This window comes from Xanthomonas euroxanthea, assembly GCF_900476395.1.
GTDB classification, from domain to species: Bacteria; Pseudomonadota; Gammaproteobacteria; order Xanthomonadales; family Xanthomonadaceae; genus Xanthomonas; species Xanthomonas euroxanthea.
The window spans coordinates 101,392-117,987 of the sequence record NZ_UIHB01000004.1 but is presented as its reverse complement, the minus strand read 5'-3'; the positions used below and the strand labels follow the sequence as shown (position 1 = coordinate 117,987).

10 protein-coding genes are annotated in these 16,596 nt (G+C 66.4%); 5 read left to right on the top strand and 5 right to left on the bottom strand.

Features of this window, described 5'->3' with window-relative positions; all coding sequences use genetic code 11:
* Positions 1-407: 407 nt before the first annotated feature.
* The 5 genes from CPBF1521_RS12960 to CPBF1521_RS12940 all read right to left on the bottom strand — a co-directional run bounded on the left by CPBF1521_RS12960 (position 408) and on the right by CPBF1521_RS12940 (position 9,975).
* A complete protein-coding gene (locus CPBF1521_RS12960) occupies positions 408-2,846 on the bottom strand; it encodes a glucose/quinate/shikimate family membrane-bound PQQ-dependent dehydrogenase (protein ID WP_180708160.1) in 2,439 nt (812 codons plus the stop codon).
* 617 nt (positions 2,847-3,463) lie between these two features.
* Positions 3,464-4,831: an alpha,alpha-trehalose-phosphate synthase (UDP-forming) gene (gene otsA / locus CPBF1521_RS12955; protein WP_104583636.1), complete on the bottom strand. Its 1,368-nt coding sequence runs from the start codon at positions 4,829-4,831 to the stop codon at positions 3,464-3,466.
* Positions 4,828-6,606 carry a glycoside hydrolase family 15 protein gene (locus CPBF1521_RS12950; protein ID WP_104583635.1) on the bottom strand — a complete coding sequence of 593 codons (1,779 nt, stop codon included), beginning with the start codon at positions 6,604-6,606 and terminating at the stop codon, positions 4,828-4,830. Before CPBF1521_RS12950 ends, otsA begins: the two co-directional genes overlap by 4 nt.
* A gap of 46 nt (positions 6,607-6,652) precedes the next feature.
* On the bottom strand, positions 6,653-7,411 hold the full coding sequence (gene otsB, locus CPBF1521_RS12945; protein WP_115677253.1) for a trehalose-phosphatase: 759 nt from the start codon (positions 7,409-7,411) through the stop codon (positions 6,653-6,655).
* A 128-nt stretch (positions 7,412-7,539) separates the two neighbouring features.
* Positions 7,540-9,975: a TonB-dependent receptor plug domain-containing protein gene (locus CPBF1521_RS12940; protein WP_115677252.1), complete on the bottom strand. Its 2,436-nt coding sequence runs from the start codon at positions 9,973-9,975 to the stop codon at positions 7,540-7,542.
* A 227-nt stretch (positions 9,976-10,202) separates the two neighbouring features.
* Between CPBF1521_RS12940 and CPBF1521_RS12935 the strand changes: the two genes are divergently transcribed.
* From CPBF1521_RS12935 to CPBF1521_RS12905, 5 genes are all read left to right on the top strand, one after another.
* Positions 10,203-10,676: a DUF3574 domain-containing protein gene (locus CPBF1521_RS12935; protein WP_104650216.1), complete on the top strand. Its 474-nt coding sequence runs from the start codon at positions 10,203-10,205 to the stop codon at positions 10,674-10,676.
* 154 nt (positions 10,677-10,830) lie between these two features.
* Positions 10,831-11,703, top strand: coding sequence for an XAC2610-related protein (locus CPBF1521_RS12930; protein WP_235858451.1), 873 nt, complete (start codon positions 10,831-10,833; stop codon positions 11,701-11,703).
* Between the two features lie 136 nt (positions 11,704-11,839).
* On the top strand, positions 11,840-13,441 hold the full coding sequence (locus CPBF1521_RS12925; RefSeq protein ID WP_115677250.1) for a SulP family inorganic anion transporter: 1,602 nt from the start codon (positions 11,840-11,842) through the stop codon (positions 13,439-13,441).
* Complete coding sequence (locus CPBF1521_RS12920; protein ID WP_115677249.1) at positions 13,441-14,607, top strand: lysozyme inhibitor LprI family protein; 1,167 nt, start codon at positions 13,441-13,443, stop codon at positions 14,605-14,607. Before CPBF1521_RS12925 ends, CPBF1521_RS12920 begins: the two co-directional genes overlap by 1 nt.
* 1,125 nt (positions 14,608-15,732) lie before the next feature.
* Positions 15,733-16,548 (top strand): DUF3014 domain-containing protein, encoded by an 816-nt coding sequence (locus tag CPBF1521_RS12905; protein ID WP_115677392.1) that lies wholly within the window; start codon positions 15,733-15,735, stop codon positions 16,546-16,548.
* Positions 16,549-16,596: the final 48 nt, after the last annotated feature.

Here is a 16,596-nt window from a genome sequence, read left to right as displayed (position 1 = left end):
AATTGTAAATTCCACGTGAAATATTGATGGCTGCCGTCAACACTTTGTAGACCTGGACTCCACGCCATCTGATCGCGTGCCGGTGACCAAGACTGGCCGCAGCGCCACGCCACGAATACACATCAAGGCGCGGGAGCCGGGAATGGAGAATCGGGAATCGGGAATCGGGAATAGGGAATAGGGTGCCCTGCAGATCCAGATCAGCGAAACGCCACGAATAGACATCGAAGAGCGGAATGGAGAATCGGGGAATCAGGCGACCCACAGGCCCAGCCCAGCCCAAAGCGACAGAAAGACGCTTTTCCGATTCCCGATTCCCGATTCCCCAATCCCCAATCCCCAAAAAAAAACCGGCCATCTCACGATGGCCGGTCTATCGATACCTAATTAGCTGACGCTACACCGGCTTACTTCGCCGGCTTGGCACCTGCCTCGTCCGGCAGCGCCCAGGCGATCACGCTGTCGCCCGACTTGGTTTCCATGCGGTCGTGTCCGCCCACTGCGGCCACGATGTACTGCTTGCCGTCGATGGTGTAGCTCAGCGGCGCGGCCTGCGGGCCAGCCGGCACGCGGGTCTCCCAGACCTGCTTGCCGGTGCGGGTGTCGAAGCCGCGCATGAAATCATCCAGGGACGCGCCGATGAAGGTCACGCCGCCGGCGGTGGCCAGCGAGCCGCTGTTGTTGGGCGTGCCGATCTCGAACTTGGTCTTGGACGGGATGCCCATCGGGCCCTGGTCGTAACCGGTGCCCAGCGGACGGCGCCAGATCACCTGCTGGGTGCGCAGGTCCACGCCGGAGATGTAGCCCCACGGCGGTGCCACGCACGGCGTGTTGAGCGGCGACATCCACGGCTCCTTGCGGGCGCCGTAGGCCAGACCCTTCTGCGCCATGTAGCCGGGCGTCTTGCTCTTGCCGTCGAACACCGATACCACGCCCAGCTCATTCATCTTTTCGCGGGTGTAGACCTGCAGGGTGTAGGGCAGGCGATTGCTGTTCATCACCATGATGCCGCGCTGCAGGTCGACCGAGACGCCGCCCCAGTTGATGCCGCCGTGGTTGCCGGTGAAGGCCAGCGAGCCTTGCAGGGTCGGCGGGGTGAACATGCCTTCGTAGCGCAGCTGCTTGAACTGGATGCGGCAGGCCAGCTGGTCGAACGGGGTCATGCCCCAGGCATCGGATTCGATAATGGTTTCGTAGTCACGGCTCGGCGCGCCCACGGTATTGGGCATGCCCGGCGAGATCGGCTGCGTGGCCGCGGTCCAGTCGCCGTGATCGGTGCCCTGCGGCACGGCGATCTGCTTGACCGGCATGAGCGGCGCACCGGTGGCGCGGTCCAGCACGAACACCTGGCCGGACTTGGTGGCCTGAATCACCGCCGGGCGGGTACCGCCACCGGCCACCGGCCAATCGACCAGGTTCGGCTGCGGGCCGATGTCGTAATCCCACAGGTCGTGGTTGACGGTGCGGAAGTGCCAACGCTCCTTGCCGGTGGCCGCATCCACGGCAACCAGCGAAGCGGTGTATTCCTCATCCTGCGGGGTGCGGCCCTTGCCGAAGAAATCACCCGAGGCATTGCCGGTTGGCAGATAGACCAGGCCCAGCTCGTCGTCGGCGGACATCAGCGACCACACGTTCGGGGTCGAACGGGTGTAGGTCTGCCCGGCCGGCGGCTCGGCGGTAATCGCCGGGTTGCCCAGGTCCCAGGCCCAGCGCAGCTGGCCGGTGAGCGCATCGAAGCCGCGCACCACGCCCGACGGCGCATCGCCTTCCTGGCCGTCGCGGACCTGGCCGGTGGGCTGGATCACCACGCCGCGCATCACCACCGGCGGCGAGGTCGGGCCGACGAAGCCCGGCTTGGTGTTGCCGGTGCCGGCGTTGAGATCGACAAAGCCGTTGGTGCCGAAGCTGGTGCACAGCTTGCCGGTCTGCGCGTCCAGCGCGCCAAGGCGGCCATCGACCATCGGCCAGAAGATCCGCGTCGGGCACTCGGCGGTGCCTTGTGGCGCCTGGTAGTACGACACGCCGCGGCAGGTGGTGGCGGCAACGCCGGCCATCGCCTTCGGATTGGTCTGCGGGTCGAAGCGCCAGCGCTCCTTGCCGTTGGCCGCTTCCACCGCGATCACCTTCTGGGTCGGGGTGCAGATGTAGAGCAGGTCGCCGACCTTGAGCGGGGTGTTCTGGAAGGCGTAGCCCAGCTTGGAGCCGGCCGGTTTCAGGTCGCCGGTATGGAACTCCCAGGCCACCTTCAGGTCCTTGGCGTTTTCCGGGGTGATCTGCGCGCCGGGGGTGTAATGGTTGGACAGGTTGGAGCCGGCATACGCGGTCCAGTTGCTGGCATCGTGATTGGCCGCGACGTTGCCGTCCGGGCTGGGCACGTTGCCGCGGCTGAACGGCGTCGCGTTCTCGGCCGGCAGCTTGGAGGCATCAGCCAGTTCGACGTTGCGCGGTGCCAGCAACGGCCACAGGATCAGCGTCGCACCCAGGATCGGCAGCACGCCGGTCACCAGCACATAGCCCAGCCCCGACAACGGCTGCATGCGGCGACGGGCCACGCCCCAGAACGGCAGCAGCACCAGTCCCAGCACCGATAGCCAGGCCAGACGCGGGACCAGACCCCAGCCATCCAGGCCCACTTCCCACAGCGCCCAGGCGATGGTGGCCGCCAGCGTCGCACCAAACAGCCACAGGCCGGCACGCTTGCCCAATGCCAGCAACACGCCGGCCAGGAACAGGCCGATGCCCGCCAGCAGGTAATACCAGGAACCACCGACGGCGACCAGGCGGCCGCCCTCGTAGGCAAGCACCGCACCGAGCACGGCGATCACCACGGCATAGACCACCAGCAACCAGGTGCCTAGTCCACGTTTTGAGGATTGATCAGTCATTTTGAGATGTCAGGAAGGACCCAGGCACCGGCAGGCGATGGCGAGTCGTGGAGGGAGAAAGATCACAGGCTGGCGAAGGGCGGCCCGTGCTCTAACTAAAACGTCCTAAACAAGAACGTCCGGATATGAACGCGCAGCCCCTCCCAGGTTCTCAGCGCTACTCATGTGAATATTTTAGACCGCAACGACGCTCGTGTCCGTGACGGAATGGGAACCAGTGTTCAGGCCGTGCATCGCAGCGCGGGAAGTGCTTAAAACTGCAGGGATGGAGAGTGCCGGTGATCTCAGGCGGTCCTGGTGGCATTCGCGCATGGCGACAAAATGCGTCATCCGGCTGTAACTCTAATTTGTTATTGACGCAAGCGATGAGGCGGGATTCGGCATTCGGGAATGGCGAGTCGTGCACGCCAGGATTTTCGACTCGAGCATCCTCCACTTGCACCGGCAGACGTATTCTCATCGCCCTTCAGGCACTTTCTCCCGATGCAAGAAAAAAGGCGCCGGCAGTGCGCGGCGCCTGAGTGTGCTGATCGCGGTGTGCGCGGGTAGCGTGTTGCTGGTAACGCGCAAATCCCGAGTCAGATATCGGCCAGCGCCTGCAAATACCGCTGGCGCCAGTGGTTGATATTGTTCTTGCGCAGATGATCCATCATCGCCCGCCACCGCTCGATGCGCGTTGCCAACGGCATGCTTGCGGCGGTGGCGATCGCATCGGCCACGCCGTCGAGGTCGTGCGGATTGACCAGCAGCGCTTCCTTCATTTCATCGGCGGCACCGGCCAGCAACGACAGCACCAGCACGCCGGGATCCTGCGGATCCTGCGCCGCGACAAATTCCTTGGCGACCAGATTCATGCCATCGCGCAGCGGCGTGACCAGACCGACCGAGGCGGCGCGATAGAAACCGGTCAAGGTCGCATGGCTGAAGTTCTGATTGACGTAGCGTAGCGGCGTCCAATCCGGCTCGGCATGCCCGCCGTTGATATGGCCTGCGATCTGCTCCAGTTGCCCGCGCAACCGGCGATATTCGTTGACATCGCCGCGCGACACCGGCGCGATCTGCAGGTAGGTCAGGCTGCCGGACTGCTCCGGGTAGCGCTCCAGATAGCGCTCGAACCCCTGGAAGCGTTCCGGCAGGCCTTTGGAATAATCCAGCCGGTCCACGCCGATCGCCAGTTGCCGGCCGCGCAGGCTTTCGCGCAGGTCGCGCACGGCCTGCTTGCCGACCGAGGCCTTGGCCTGGTTGGCGATCAACTCGGTATCGATCCCGATCGGGAAGGCCGCGGCACTGAAGCGACGCCCGCCCGGACCCTCGACGATGTCGCCGTCCAGGATGCGGCCGCCGCCGAACAGGCGCACATAGGCCTTGAAGCGCTCGGCGTCGCGCTGGGTCTGGAAGCCGACCAGATCGTAGGCGTAGAACGTGCTGAACAGGCGCGCGTGATCGGGCATCGCCTGCATCAGGTCGGCCGAGGGCATCGGCACGTGCAGGAAGAAGCCCATCTTGCAGCCCACCCCCAGCTCGCGCAGCATCGCGCCCAGCGGGATCATGTGGTAGTCGTGGATCCACAAGGTGTCGCTGTCCTTCAACAACGGCGCCAGCTTTTCGGCGAACAGCCGATTGACCCGCATATAGCCTTCGCGGGTGGCGCGGTCGTAGTCGACCAGGTCCAGGCGGAAATGCAGCAGCGGCCACAGCGTGCGATTGGCAAAGCCGTTGTAGTACGAATCGATGTCGCGCTTGTTGAGGTCCATGGTGACGAACTTGATGTCGCCCTCGGTCTGCTCGTGCATGCCGCCGCTGTCGCCGCGCACGGTCTTGCCGCTCCAGCCGAACCACACGCCGCCACGCTCCTTGAGCGCCGCCAACAAGCCCACCGCCAGGCCGCCGGCACGGTTTTCGCCGGGCACCGCGACGCGGTTGGATACCACTACCAAACGACTCATGACGCCTCCTGCCAGCTGCGCGACAAGCGCATCGCTGCGATGATCAAACCCACATGCGAATAGGTCTGGGGGAAGTTCCCCCAGGCTTCGCCGTCTTCGAACGATAGATCCTCGGACAGCAAGCCGAGGTGATTGCGGCGCGAGAGGATGCGCTCGAACAATTCACGCGCCTCCTCCTTGCGACCGATCGCGGCCAGCGCGTCGATGTACCAGAACGTGCAGATGGTGAAGCTGGTTTCCGGCTCACCGAAGTCATCCGGTGCGATGTAGCGGTACAGCGCATCGCCATGCTTGAGTACACGGCCGACGGCTTCGACCGTGCGCACGAAGCGGCTGTCGTCGTTGGCGACGATGCCGATATCGGCCAGCAGCAACAGCGATGCATCCAGGCGATGGCCGCCCAGCGTATCGGTGAAATGACCACGTTCCTCGCTCCATGCCTCGCTCAGCACGCGTGCGCGGATGGTGTCGGCGCGCTCGCGCCAGTACACGCTGCGCTCGGGCAGCACCAGCCGGTCGGCGATCTTGGACAGCCGGTCGCAGGCAGCCCAGCACATCGCAGCGGTGTAGGTATGCACTTCGGCGCGTCCGCGGAATTCCCACAGGCCGGCGTCGGGCACGTCATGCAGCGCGAACGCGCGCTCACCCAGCGGCTCCAGGCGGCGGAAGGTATCCGCATCGCCCTGATCCTTCAGGCGCAGATCGAAGAACAGCTGCGTGGATGCCAGCACCACGCTGCCATAGACGTCGTGCTGCTGCTGGATCCAGGCCAGGTTGCCGCGCCGTACCGGGCCCATGCCGCGATAGCCGTCCATCGTCTCGACTTCGTGCTCTTCCAGCTGCGATTCGAAACCGACGCCGTACAGCGGCTGCAGCGTGCCGTCGGCGGTGGCGATGTTGAAGATGTAGCCGATGAACTGCTCCATCGTGCGCGTGGCGCCCAAGCGATTGAGCGCGCGCACCACGAACGCAGCATCGCGCAACCAGCAATAGCGGTAATCCCAGTTGCGCGGGGTGTTGGGCGCCTCCGGGATCGAGGTGGTCATCGCCGCAATGATGGCGCCGCTGTCCTCGTACTGGCACAGCTTGAGCGTGATCGCACTGCGGATCACCGCTTCCTGCCAGTCCAGGGGAATCGACAGGTAGCGCACCCATTCGCGCCAGTATTCCTCGGTACGTTCCTGCGCTTCCTGCACATAACCGGTGAGCGAGCGGGTCAGCGATTCGTCCACGCCCAGCACCAGGTTGACCGGGTGGCTGAGCACGAACGGCAGGCCGTCGCGCACGAAGCGGACCGGCACATCGGTGGTCAGGCGCAGGGTGAACTCGGGCAGCACCCAGCGGATGTGGTTGCTGCCCCAGGTGGTCTCCGGGCTGCGGCCACCCCAGTCGGCCAGCGGGCGCGCACGCACGATGATGCGCGGGTTGCCGGCCAGCGGGCGGATCTGCCGGATGATGCTGACGGGCCGATAGAAGCGCCCGTTGTTGCGCCAGCGCGGCGCGAAGTCGATGACTTCCACTTCGCCGCCGTGGCTGTCGCGCAACACGGTACGCAGCACGGCGGTATTGGGTAGGTAGTGTTGCTCGCTGCTGGCGAAGTCTTCCAGCTCCACCGCGAAGTCGCCGCCTTCGCCCTTGGGCGAGAGCAGCGAACAGAATGCCGGGTCGCCGTCGAAGGCCGGCAGGCAACTCCACACCACACGCGCCTGCCGATCGACCAATGCCCCAAAGCTGCAGTTGCCGATGACGCCCAGATCCAGGTTTGGCTCGGTCATGGAGTGCGAACGATCCTTTTGAAGAGAAGAGGGAAGCGCGCCGCGCTCACGCCTGGCGCGCGTTGCGTTGCAGCCACGCATGCACATCGGCGGTACCGTCGACGCTGAAGCGCGCGCTGGTCTGGGCGCGATCGCCGACCAGCACGCTCCAGCCGCCGAGACGATTGGCCGCTTCGAAGCCGAATTCGTCGGTGAGGTCATCGCCAACGAACACCGGCGTGCGGCCGGCGAATGCGCCGTGCTGCATCAGCTGTTCGACCGCCAGGCCCTTGTTGCTGCCTTCGGGCACGAATTCGACCACGTGGTCGCCCGGTTGCAGGCGATAGCCGGAAAGCTGGGCGATTTCCTGCTGCGCGAAGGCGAGCACCTCGGGGCCGGCGAGCGGTTGCGCGCGCCAGTGCAGCGCGACGCTGACGCCTTTGTCTTCGACCAGCACACCAGGGTGCCGGTGCGTGAGTGCGGCGGCGCGTTGGTGCAGGCCATGCAGCCACTCGGAGGTGTCCTGCGGCATTGCCGCGCGCGCAGCGATGTCGCTGCGAAGTTCGTGTCCGTGCAGGCCGGCGGCCGGGAGCAGCAACGGCGCGAACAGGGCGTCCAGTTGCGACAGCGGTCGTCCGCTGACCAGTGCCACTGCGCCATGCAGGCGCTCGCTCAGCTGGCCGATGGCCGCGCGGACCTCGGGCAGGAGCCGCACAGCCTCGGGGCTGTCGGCAAAGTCGATGAGGGTACCGTCCACGTCCAGAAACAATGCACAGGCATCGTCCAGCAATGGCGGCGACGGAAGGGGGGAGTGCACGTCTGCCATCGCGCTAGTGTGCGCAAAGCGATGTGATATTCAGGTTATGCAACAGCGGGGATTGGGGATTCGGGAGTGGGGATTGGCGCCTAGTCGCCCTTGCCAATCCCCCAATCCCCAATCCGCCAATCCCGGCGTCAGAAGGTGTAGCGCACCCGCCCGTACCAGTACGCGCCGTTGCTGCCGATCGGCGAGAGCACGTCGTAGGGCAGGTTGCCGAAGTAGGCGATGTCGTCGATGGAACGGTCCGAGTAGTTATCCAGAATGTTCTGGCCGCCAATCGCCAGCGTCCATTGCGTGCCCAGGTGGTACTCGGCTTCCAGGTCCAGCTGCCATTCCGCGCCGTAGGTCTGGCGTGGCACGAAGCCGCCGCCGAAGTCGAACACGCGCGTCGCGCTGCCGTAGCGGTTGATGCGGGTCTGCAGGTTCCAGTGCTCGTTGTTCCAGTTGGCGGCCAGCGCGGCGCGTGTGCGCGGCGCCGCATCGGTGAGCGTGTTGCTCTCTTCGATGCCGAACAGCACGTAGTCCGGGTCCAGCGCGAGCAACTGCACCGGGGTGCCGATGACGTTCTTCAACTCGGTCTTGGCGTAGCTGTAGGTACCGGTCAGCAGCAGGTCGCCGCCGAAGGCGTACTGGCGCCAGTTGCCGACCAGCTCGGCGCCGCGGGTGCGGGTGTCGGCGGCGTTGAGGAAGTAGCTGGCGCTCTGCACACCGCTGACGCCGAAGTTCTGCTGCACGAAGTCCGTCAGCGCGGTGCCGGTGATGTCTTCGGACAGCGCGATGCGGTCGTCGATGTCGATCTGGAAGAAGTCCAGCGACAGGTCGAAGTGATCGCCCAGCTGGCTGGTGAAGCCCAGGCTGTAGTTGAGTGATTTTTCCGGCTTCAGGTCGGTGGCGCCGAGCGCGCGGGCGATCGGGTTGTAGACCGACAGCAGGCGGCCCTGGGTCAGGCGACCGGCCGCGTCATAACCGGTGGACGTGGCTTCGTAGCCGATCTGGCTGAGCGAGGGCGCACGCACGTTGTTGGAGACCGCCCCGCGCAGCGCGAATGCCGGGGCGAAGGCATAGCGCGCGGCCAGCTTGCCGGTCCATTGGCTGCCGAAATCCTGGTAATGCTCGTAGCGGCCGGCCAGGTCGGTGGAGAACTTGTCGCCGAACTGGCTGGACACGTTGGCATAGGCGCTGGCCACGTTGCGCGACAGGTCGGCCTCGTCCTGCGGGCTCAGGCCGCCGCCGGCCTGCGAGCCGGTGGGGCGATCGGTGAACGGGCCGGCCGCATAGCTGGCCGGGTCGCCGGCATGGGTGCGGTATTGCTCGCGGCGGAATTCGGCGCCGGTGCCGAAGGTATGGGTGGCGCCGGCCGCATCGAACACGCGGGTTAGATCCAGGTTGCCCACGGTCTGCGCGAAGGCGAAATCGCCGGTCTTGAAGCGCGTGGTGCTGCCGGGGCCGAGCGAGGCGTTGAGCGAATTGCGCAGCCGGTAGGTGAAGTCGTTGCGGCCGTAGTTGACGCTGGCGTCGTAGTCCCAGTCGCCGAGCTGCCCACGGGCGCCGGCGACGATCTGCAGATCGCGATTCTCGCCTTCGGAAATCGGACGGTAGCCGTTGGGGTAGATCTCGCGCCAGTTGGCGCTGCCATCCGGGTAACGGAAGTAGTTGGCGCCTTCGGTGTCGCGCTGGTTGTAGGTGCCGAAGGCGTAGAACTCGCCGTTGGCGCTGAAGGGGACCTTGGTGTTGAGCCAGGCGTTCAGGCCCTTGGTGGCGCCATCGCCGAGCACGTAGTTGCGGCGGCCGGCCAGGGCCAGGTTGGCCGGGGTCTGTTCTTCGAACGGTGGAATCTGGTCGAAGCCGGCGCGATTGGTCGCTTCGCGATTCTTCAGCTCCAGGCCGACCTTGAAGAAGCCGCCGTCATCGCCGAGCAGCGTGCCGACCTTGGCGCTGGCGTAGCTGGTCTGGCCATCGGTGACACGACGGTTGATCGGCTCCACATCGGTGTTGTAGGCGCCGAAGCTGGCTTCCAGCTCGCCGCGCTCGGGGTTGTCGTCCAGGATCACGTTGATGACGCCGGCGATCGCATCCGAGCCGTATTGCGCGCCGGCACCGTCGCGCAGCACTTCGATGCGCTTGATCGCATTGATCGGGATGGAATTGAAATCCACCGGCGTGGTGCCCTTGCCGATCTTGCTGTCGGTATTGACCAGCGCCGAGGTGTGGCGGCGCTTGCCGTTGACCAGCACCAGCACCTGGTCGGGCGAGAGGCCGCGCAGCTGCGCGGCGCGGATATGGTCGGCGCCGCCGGAGTTGGACTGGCGCGGGAAGTTGAACGAGGGCAGCAATGCCTGCAGCGCGCTACCGAGCTCGCCATTGACCACGCCGGCCTTGCGGATGTCCTCGGCCGTGAGCACGTCCACCGGGACGGTCGATTCCAGCACGGTGCGGTCGCTGGCGCGGGTGCCGGTGACGATCACGGTGTCCAGCGTGGTGGCGCCGGGGGCGGCCTGCTGGGCCTGTGCATTGGCGCTCAACGCGGCGGCGACGGCCAGGCCGATGGCCGAAAGGGTGGGGCGGGTCATGTCTCTCTCCTGCAACAGCAACTGCGAACGCGCCGCGCGGTCGGCATCCGGCCGGGCAGGGCGCAAAGGGGTTCGGATCGTCCACATTCATCCGGATAGAGAGATATTATCGCGTTGTTCAGGCGCGTGCGAGATGGCACAGTGCGCGCACGCCGGCATCAGCTGATGCCGGCCCTGCATGAGCCTGCCCCCGATCCGTCGTAACCGTACCCGTTGTGGAGAAGTCGATGAAGTTGCTGCCGTCCTGCCTGCTTGCCGCCACGCTGGCGCTGTCCGCCTGCGCCACCACCCCCGGCGGCGCGCCGGGGTCGACCACTGCCAGCCTGCAAGGCGATGCGGCGCGGCCGGCGACGGCGCACGGTTGGGTGCGCAGCGAGCTGTACTTCGGTGTGGGCGAGGAGACCGGCCCGGCCGATCGCCCGCAGACCCGCACCATCGACGACACGCAATGGCGCGCGTTCCTGGACAAGGAAGTGACCCCGCGCTTCCCGGACGGGCTGACCGTGTTCGATGCCTACGGCCAGTGGCTGTTTCGCGGTGCCAAGGAGCCGAACCGGCTGGGCACCAAGGTGCTGGTGATCCTGCACGAGGACACCCCGCAGCGGCGCAACGACATCGAGGCGATCCGCCTGGCCTGGAAGCAGGCCACCGGGCACCAGTCGGTGCTGTGGTCGCGGCAGGCGGTGGAGGTGTCGTTCTGAGTGGTGCCGCTTGGCGCGGCCGCCGTACCTGCGGTGCGACCGCGGCGTGGGCAGCGGCACCGGCGAATGCTGCGCGTGCGGTGCAATGATGCGCCACATCAGTGCCTTTACAGCGGGCAGCTTCGTACTGGGTGAGCTGCCAGACCGGGTGGCCATGCGCCTTGAACATCTGCGCCGTCTGCATGTGCGCGCAGCCGGCGTGTGGTTGTCGACGGCGCTCTTCGGCCTGTCGTTCGCGGCCGCGGCACGCGATGCCAGCGTGCAGGTGACGATCGACGCGCACACGCATGCCACTGCCACGCTGGTCGGCGAACGCCTGCATGTGGTGTTCGCCCCGGGCGGCAAGGAGCAATGGCTCGACGCGAATGTGGACGACGGCGAAGGCGGCGCCGGCGTGGACAGCGACGACTACAACTTCGACGGACATCCTGACCTGGCGGTGTCGGCGATGCTCGGCCAGGTCAACGAGGCGGTGCTGGTGTTCGTGTTCGATCCGGCACAACGCCGGTTTCGTGCGCTGATCCCGCCCACACGCCCGGCGGTGCAGTGCGAAGGCTTGTTCAACCTGACGCCCGACAGGCAGCAGCGCAGCTTGACCAGCTCCTGCCGCAGCGGGCCGATGTGGTACGCCGACGTGTATCGCTACGCGGCCGATGGGCGGCTGTATGTGGCCACGACGCAGCAGCCGATCGCTTCGCCGCAGATCCAGACCTTGCTGGATCCGGGCAGCGACGATGGCATGCCGCTGTCGGTATGGCCGCGCTACGACGCGCGTGGGGTGCGGGTGTCCAGCGCGATCGGTACCACGCTGGACGCGCCGATGCCGGTGCAGTTGCACGTGCAGGTGGCGCGTCTGCCGCTGTACGCCACACCTTCGGCGACCAGCACCAAGCGCTACCTGGTGCAGGGCGATCGGGCCGATGCGCTGGATGTCAGCGCCGACGCCACGCGCGTGCAGGTGCGCTATCGCAGTGCCGACCGTGGCGACATCGTCGGCTGGATCGAGGTTGCTGCGGCGATGAAGTAGGGCCGTTGCTGCCACGCAGCCGCCTGGCATGGAACAGACCGGCGCAATCGCGGCGACACGCTCTGATCCACCGCGCCGCTGTCGCACGTGCGGAGCAGCGGCTACCATCGGCCGATCCCCACGCTTCCTGGCTCCCATGTCGGCCCCTTCCTCGCGTACTGCGGCATCGCCGCGCTGGTTCGTCGCCGGCGACCTCAATGGCTTCTTCGGCCTGGTCGTCGACAATCTCTCCATCCTCGGCTTTATCGCGATGGCACTGGTCGGGATGTTCCAGTTCCCGGCCGAGGTGGTGTTCGGGCGCATGTTTCCCGGCACCGCGTTCGGCGTGCTGGTGGGCAACCTGCTCTACACCCTGATGGCGCGGCGGCTGGCCGCACGCAGCGGGCGCGACGACGTCACCGCGATGCCGCTGGGCCTGGATGCGCCGACCAGCATCGGCATGGCGCTGTTGGTGCTGGGCCCGGCGTTCGTCGGCTTCAAGGCGCAGGGGCTGGACCCGCAGGCGGCCGCCATCGCCACCTGGAAACTCGGCATGGCCTCGCTGGTGGTGATGGGCCTGCTCAAGCTGGTGCTGTCGTTCGTCGGCGAGGCGGTCACGCGCGCGCTGCCGCGTGCGGCCTTGCTCGGTTCGATCGCCGGCATCGCGCTGGTGCTGATGGGCCTGTTGCCGCTGCTGGAAACCCTGCGCTCGCCGGTGGCCGGCTTCGTCACCCTGGGCCTGTTGCTGTACGTGCTGCTGGCCAAGGGGCGGCTGCCGACCAAGTTGCCCGGCGTGCTGGTGGCGTTCGTGATCGGCACTGCGTTGTATTACGGGCTGGGCCTGGCAGGCCTGGGTGCGCCGGGCTTTGCCGTGCCTGCGTTCACGCCGCCGACGATCGTGTTGCCGCTGCCGAACCTGGGCTTCATCGACGGCCTGCCGGCCACGGTGGCATACCTGCCGTTGTTGCTGCCATTCGGCTTGTTGATGGTGGTGGGCGGCATCAATGTCAGCGAGAGCGCACGCGCGGCGGGCGATGACTACCGCACCCGCGACATCCTGCTGGTGGAAGCCTTGGCGACGCTGGTCGCCGGCGTCTGCGGCGGGGTGGCGCAGACCACGCCGTACATCGGCCAGCCGGCCTACAAGCACATGGGCGCGCGCTCCGGTTACACGCTGCTGACCGGCCTGTTCGTCGGCATCGGCGGCATGCTCGGCGTGATCTCCGGGTTGGTGCAGTGGCTGCCGCTGGCGGTGCTGGCACCGATCATCGTGTACGTGTCGATCGACATCACCACGCAGGCGTTCCAGGCCACGCCCAGGCAACATGCCGGCGCGATGGTGCTGGGCTTTCTGCCGTCGGTGGCGTACCTGCTGACCATCAAGGCGCCGGGCTGGATCCCGCCGGAGCAGCTGGTCGCACTCACCACCAAGCTCGATGGGCACGGCCTGCCGGAGCTGGCGGTGATCTTCGCGCTGGGTAACGGCTTCATCATCACCGCAATGCTGTGGATCGCCACGGTGGTGGCGATGATCGATGGCCGGCTGCGTCGCGGCGCGGTCTTCCTGCTGGTGGCCGCCGGGCTGACGCTGTTCGGCCTGATCCATTCGGTGGACCCGCGCGGTGGCATCTATCTGCCATGGTCGCTGCAAGGCCTGGCGCGCGCGATCAGCTGGCAGTTCGTCGGTGCCTATGTCGCGCTGGCGGTGACCCTGCTGCTGCTCTCGTTGTTGCCTGCACGCAAGGACACGGTGCAATGATGTCCCGCTCAGGTGTATTGCGCGTGCTCATCGGTGGCGCCCTGTTGCTTGGCACCGGCGGCGCCTGGGCGACGTCGTTCGATTGCAAGCAGGCAGGTACCGCGGTCGAAAAACGGCTGTGCGCGGTGCCGGCGCTGGGCACACTGGACGATCAGATCGACGCGTCCTATCGGGCGCTGGTGGACACCACGCCGCGGCACACGGTCGCTGGCGTGCGGGATCAGCAACGCGCCTGGCTGCGGCAGCGCAATGCCTGCGCGCAGGACGCCAAGCTGGATGACTGCCTGCAACGCACATTGAAGGCCAGGGCCGATGTGCTGGCCAAGGCGCTCGTTGCGCAGCAACAGGCGCTGGATCGCATCATCGCCTTGATTCCCACTGCGCCTGCCGACGCTGCGCGCCAGTTGCAGGGCTACGACACGCCGCTGGCCTCGGCGTGGCTGGCGTATCTGCATCAGTTCGTTCCTGCTGCGGGCGTGGATGCGGCATTGGCGGATGCGCGGTTTGAAAGCGCACGCAAGGCGCTGCGCAAGGTCGACGACTTCGCCGCATCCCTGCTCGACGACGTGGAGGGCGTGCCTGCCATGCAGCCGCAGGAACGTATCCTGACGTTGTTGCGGATGTGGATCGAGCGCGACGACCGCGATCAGCGCCCGTACGTGCATTGCTTCATCTTCGCTACAGTGGGGGAGCCAGCATATGAGGCGTTCGGCTCGCTGTATGGCTCCACCCGCGACGGGTTCGCGCCCATCTGCGAGCCGCCGGGCGGCCTGTTTGCATTGGCCAGCTGGAAGCAGCTGGATGCCGGCTTCGACGGGTTGATCCAGGCCCTGGGCAAGGACGCAGGCACCATTCGCTACGCCAGTTACGCGGAGTGGAAAATCATCGCGCTACGCGCGTCGGTGTCGCCGTTGCTATACCTGACCCCGGCACTGCGCAAGCGCTACGGCGACGATCCGGACAAGGCGATTGCCGCCTGGACCGGGGAAGACAGCGATTGGCCGGCGGCACAGCGCAAGGCCGTGCGCGCGTTGCTACCGAAGGTGCGCGCCGACACTGCCGCATGGCTGGTGCGCGAGAAGCGCCTGCCCGCGAAACAGGCCGAGCAGGCGGCCGCCGCGATCGTGGCGGCCTGGGTGAATGCGCGGCTGGATTTCGGAGGCTGAGAGCGGTGCGCACGCCTGCTCGCGGATTTCAGGCGGGCGGGGGCGTCGCTTGATGCGGCAACGCCGGTCGTCCTGGTCCGAGACCAGGCGATGTGGATGAGCCAGAGCCAAAGTTAACGCCAAAGCCAAAGCCAAAGCCAAAGCCAAAGCCAAAGCATGCGATCTGGGGCTTTGCTGCGGGCCCTTGCCCGCCCACCATCGCGGGACACGCCGCAAGTACGTCCTTGTAGGCTCCGGCGCGGCATCCATGCCGCTCAGGGTCCCGCGACGGTGAGCGGGCAAGGACCAGTCGAGATGGTCGGTGTGCATGGGAAGAGCAGTGCTGGAAGCGCCTCGTTTGATCATGAGCAACGGTTCCACGTCTGATGCATACCGCACGACAGACGGCTTTTCAGGTGAGCGCCGACCAATTGTCTGGTGCGGTGCCCTTGCCGGTTGCGGGACCGTGTGGCGGCATGGATGCCGCCACCGAGCCCCCAGGGATGGGTTTACGGCGTGTCCCGCGAGCGGTGAGGGCACCGCGCCTTCGATTCACTGAGCTTTTGATTCAAGCATCCGATCGCGGCTGAACAACCACGCTGTTCCCGGTCTCGACTGCTTTCTGGGTTGGGTGGTTGGGCTTGGAAAGTGCGGATGGATCAGCGGCAGAGCGGCCGATCTGGCGCTTGGTTGCAAGGCCCTTGCCCGCCCACCATCGCGGGACACGCCGCAAGTACGTCCTTGTAGGCTCCGGCGCGGCATCCATGCCGCTCAGGGTCCAGCGACGGTGAGCGGGCAAGGACCAGTCGAGAGGGTCGGTGTGCATGGAAGAGCAGTGCTGGATGCGTCTTGTTCGATCATGAAGCGTCGGCTCCACGTCCGATGCGCGCCGCACGACAGACAGCTTTCAGATGAGTACCGACCAACTCTCTGGTGCGGTGTCCTTGCCGGTTGCGGGACCGTGTGGCGGCATGGATGCGGCCACCAATCCCCCACCGCCAGGGACGGATTCACGGCGTGCCCGCAGGCGGTGACGGCGCCGCGCCCTCGATTCAGTGCTTGATCGCAGCATCGCTGCACATCGATGGAACCACTGCGATCTGGCATGGTCACACCCTGGATGGTGTCGATGTAAGGAGTTCCATGATGCAATCCAAGTCTTCGCGTTGGCCGTGGCTGCTGGCGGTGCCGGTGGTGGCCGGCGCTGCCTGGTGGCTGTTCAGCGGGTCACCCACTGCGCCGGGCGCTTTGCCAGCGCCGATCAGCCAGACCGCCAGCGCCGTGGCAGCGGCGGTGACCCCGTCGCCGCCGGCGCCGGCGGGGCCGCGCCATCCAGTGCAGCAGCCCTCGGCCGAGGCCGCCGACGCGGCGATCCCTGCGCTGGGTCAAAGCGATGCGGCAGCGTGGGAGGCCTTGCTGGCGTTGGTGCAGGACGACGGTGCATTGTCGATCGTGTTGCGCAAGCACTTGATCGAACGGGTTGTGGTGATGATCGACAATCTCACCCAGCCCAGCATCAGCCGTCGCGCCTCGGTGCTGCAACCGGTGGCAGGTGAATTTGCGGTGTCCGATGCCGCCGGAAGTGTAGTGGTCGACCAGGCCAATGCGGCGCGTTATGCGCCGTACGTTGCGGCGTTCACCCAGGTGGATGCGCAGGCGCTGGTGCGCAGTTATGTACGTTTCTATCCGTTGTTGCAGCAGGCGTATGCCGACCTGGGCGCGCCGGACCGTTACTTCAACGATCGCGTGATCGACGTGATCGATCATTTGCTACGCACGCCCGACCCGGCACAGCCGATCAGGGTGCAACGCGACGAGCGTGGCCGTTATCGGTTTGTTGATCCGGCGTTGGAGTCGCTGTCGGTCGGTCAAAAGGCGCTGCTGCGGCTGGGGCCGGCGCAGGCGGCTGCCGTGAAGGCGCAGTTGCAGCGGATCCGCACAGCGTTGCTGCAGGGTCGTTGAAGCGGCGTGTGGTGGCGCGAGGATAAGGCCGCCCGGTGCGGCCTTGCA

Bases quoted from the DNA above. Each gene is read 5' to 3' on its own strand.
- otsA (WP_104583636.1), bottom strand. From the start codon at position 4,831: ATGAGTCGTTTGGTAGTGGTATCCAACCGCGTCGCGGTGCCCGGCGAA.
- CPBF1521_RS12950 (WP_104583635.1), bottom strand. From the start codon at position 6,606: ATGACCGAGCCAAACCTGGATCTGGGCGTCATCGGCAACTGCAGCTTT.
- otsB (WP_115677253.1), bottom strand. From the start codon at position 7,411: ATGGCAGACGTGCACTCCCCCCTTCCGTCGCCGCCATTGCTGGACGAT.
- CPBF1521_RS12940 (WP_115677252.1), bottom strand. From the start codon at position 9,975: ATGACCCGCCCCACCCTTTCGGCCATCGGCCTGGCCGTCGCCGCCGCG.
- CPBF1521_RS12935 (WP_104650216.1), top strand. From the start codon at position 10,203: ATGAAGTTGCTGCCGTCCTGCCTGCTTGCCGCCACGCTGGCGCTGTCC.
- CPBF1521_RS12930 (WP_235858451.1), top strand. From the start codon at position 10,831: ATGCGCCTTGAACATCTGCGCCGTCTGCATGTGCGCGCAGCCGGCGTG.
- CPBF1521_RS12925 (WP_115677250.1), top strand. From the start codon at position 11,840: ATGTCGGCCCCTTCCTCGCGTACTGCGGCATCGCCGCGCTGGTTCGTC.
- CPBF1521_RS12920 (WP_115677249.1), top strand. From the start codon at position 13,441: ATGTCCCGCTCAGGTGTATTGCGCGTGCTCATCGGTGGCGCCCTGTTG.
- CPBF1521_RS12905 (WP_115677392.1), top strand. From the start codon at position 15,733: ATGCAATCCAAGTCTTCGCGTTGGCCGTGGCTGCTGGCGGTGCCGGTG.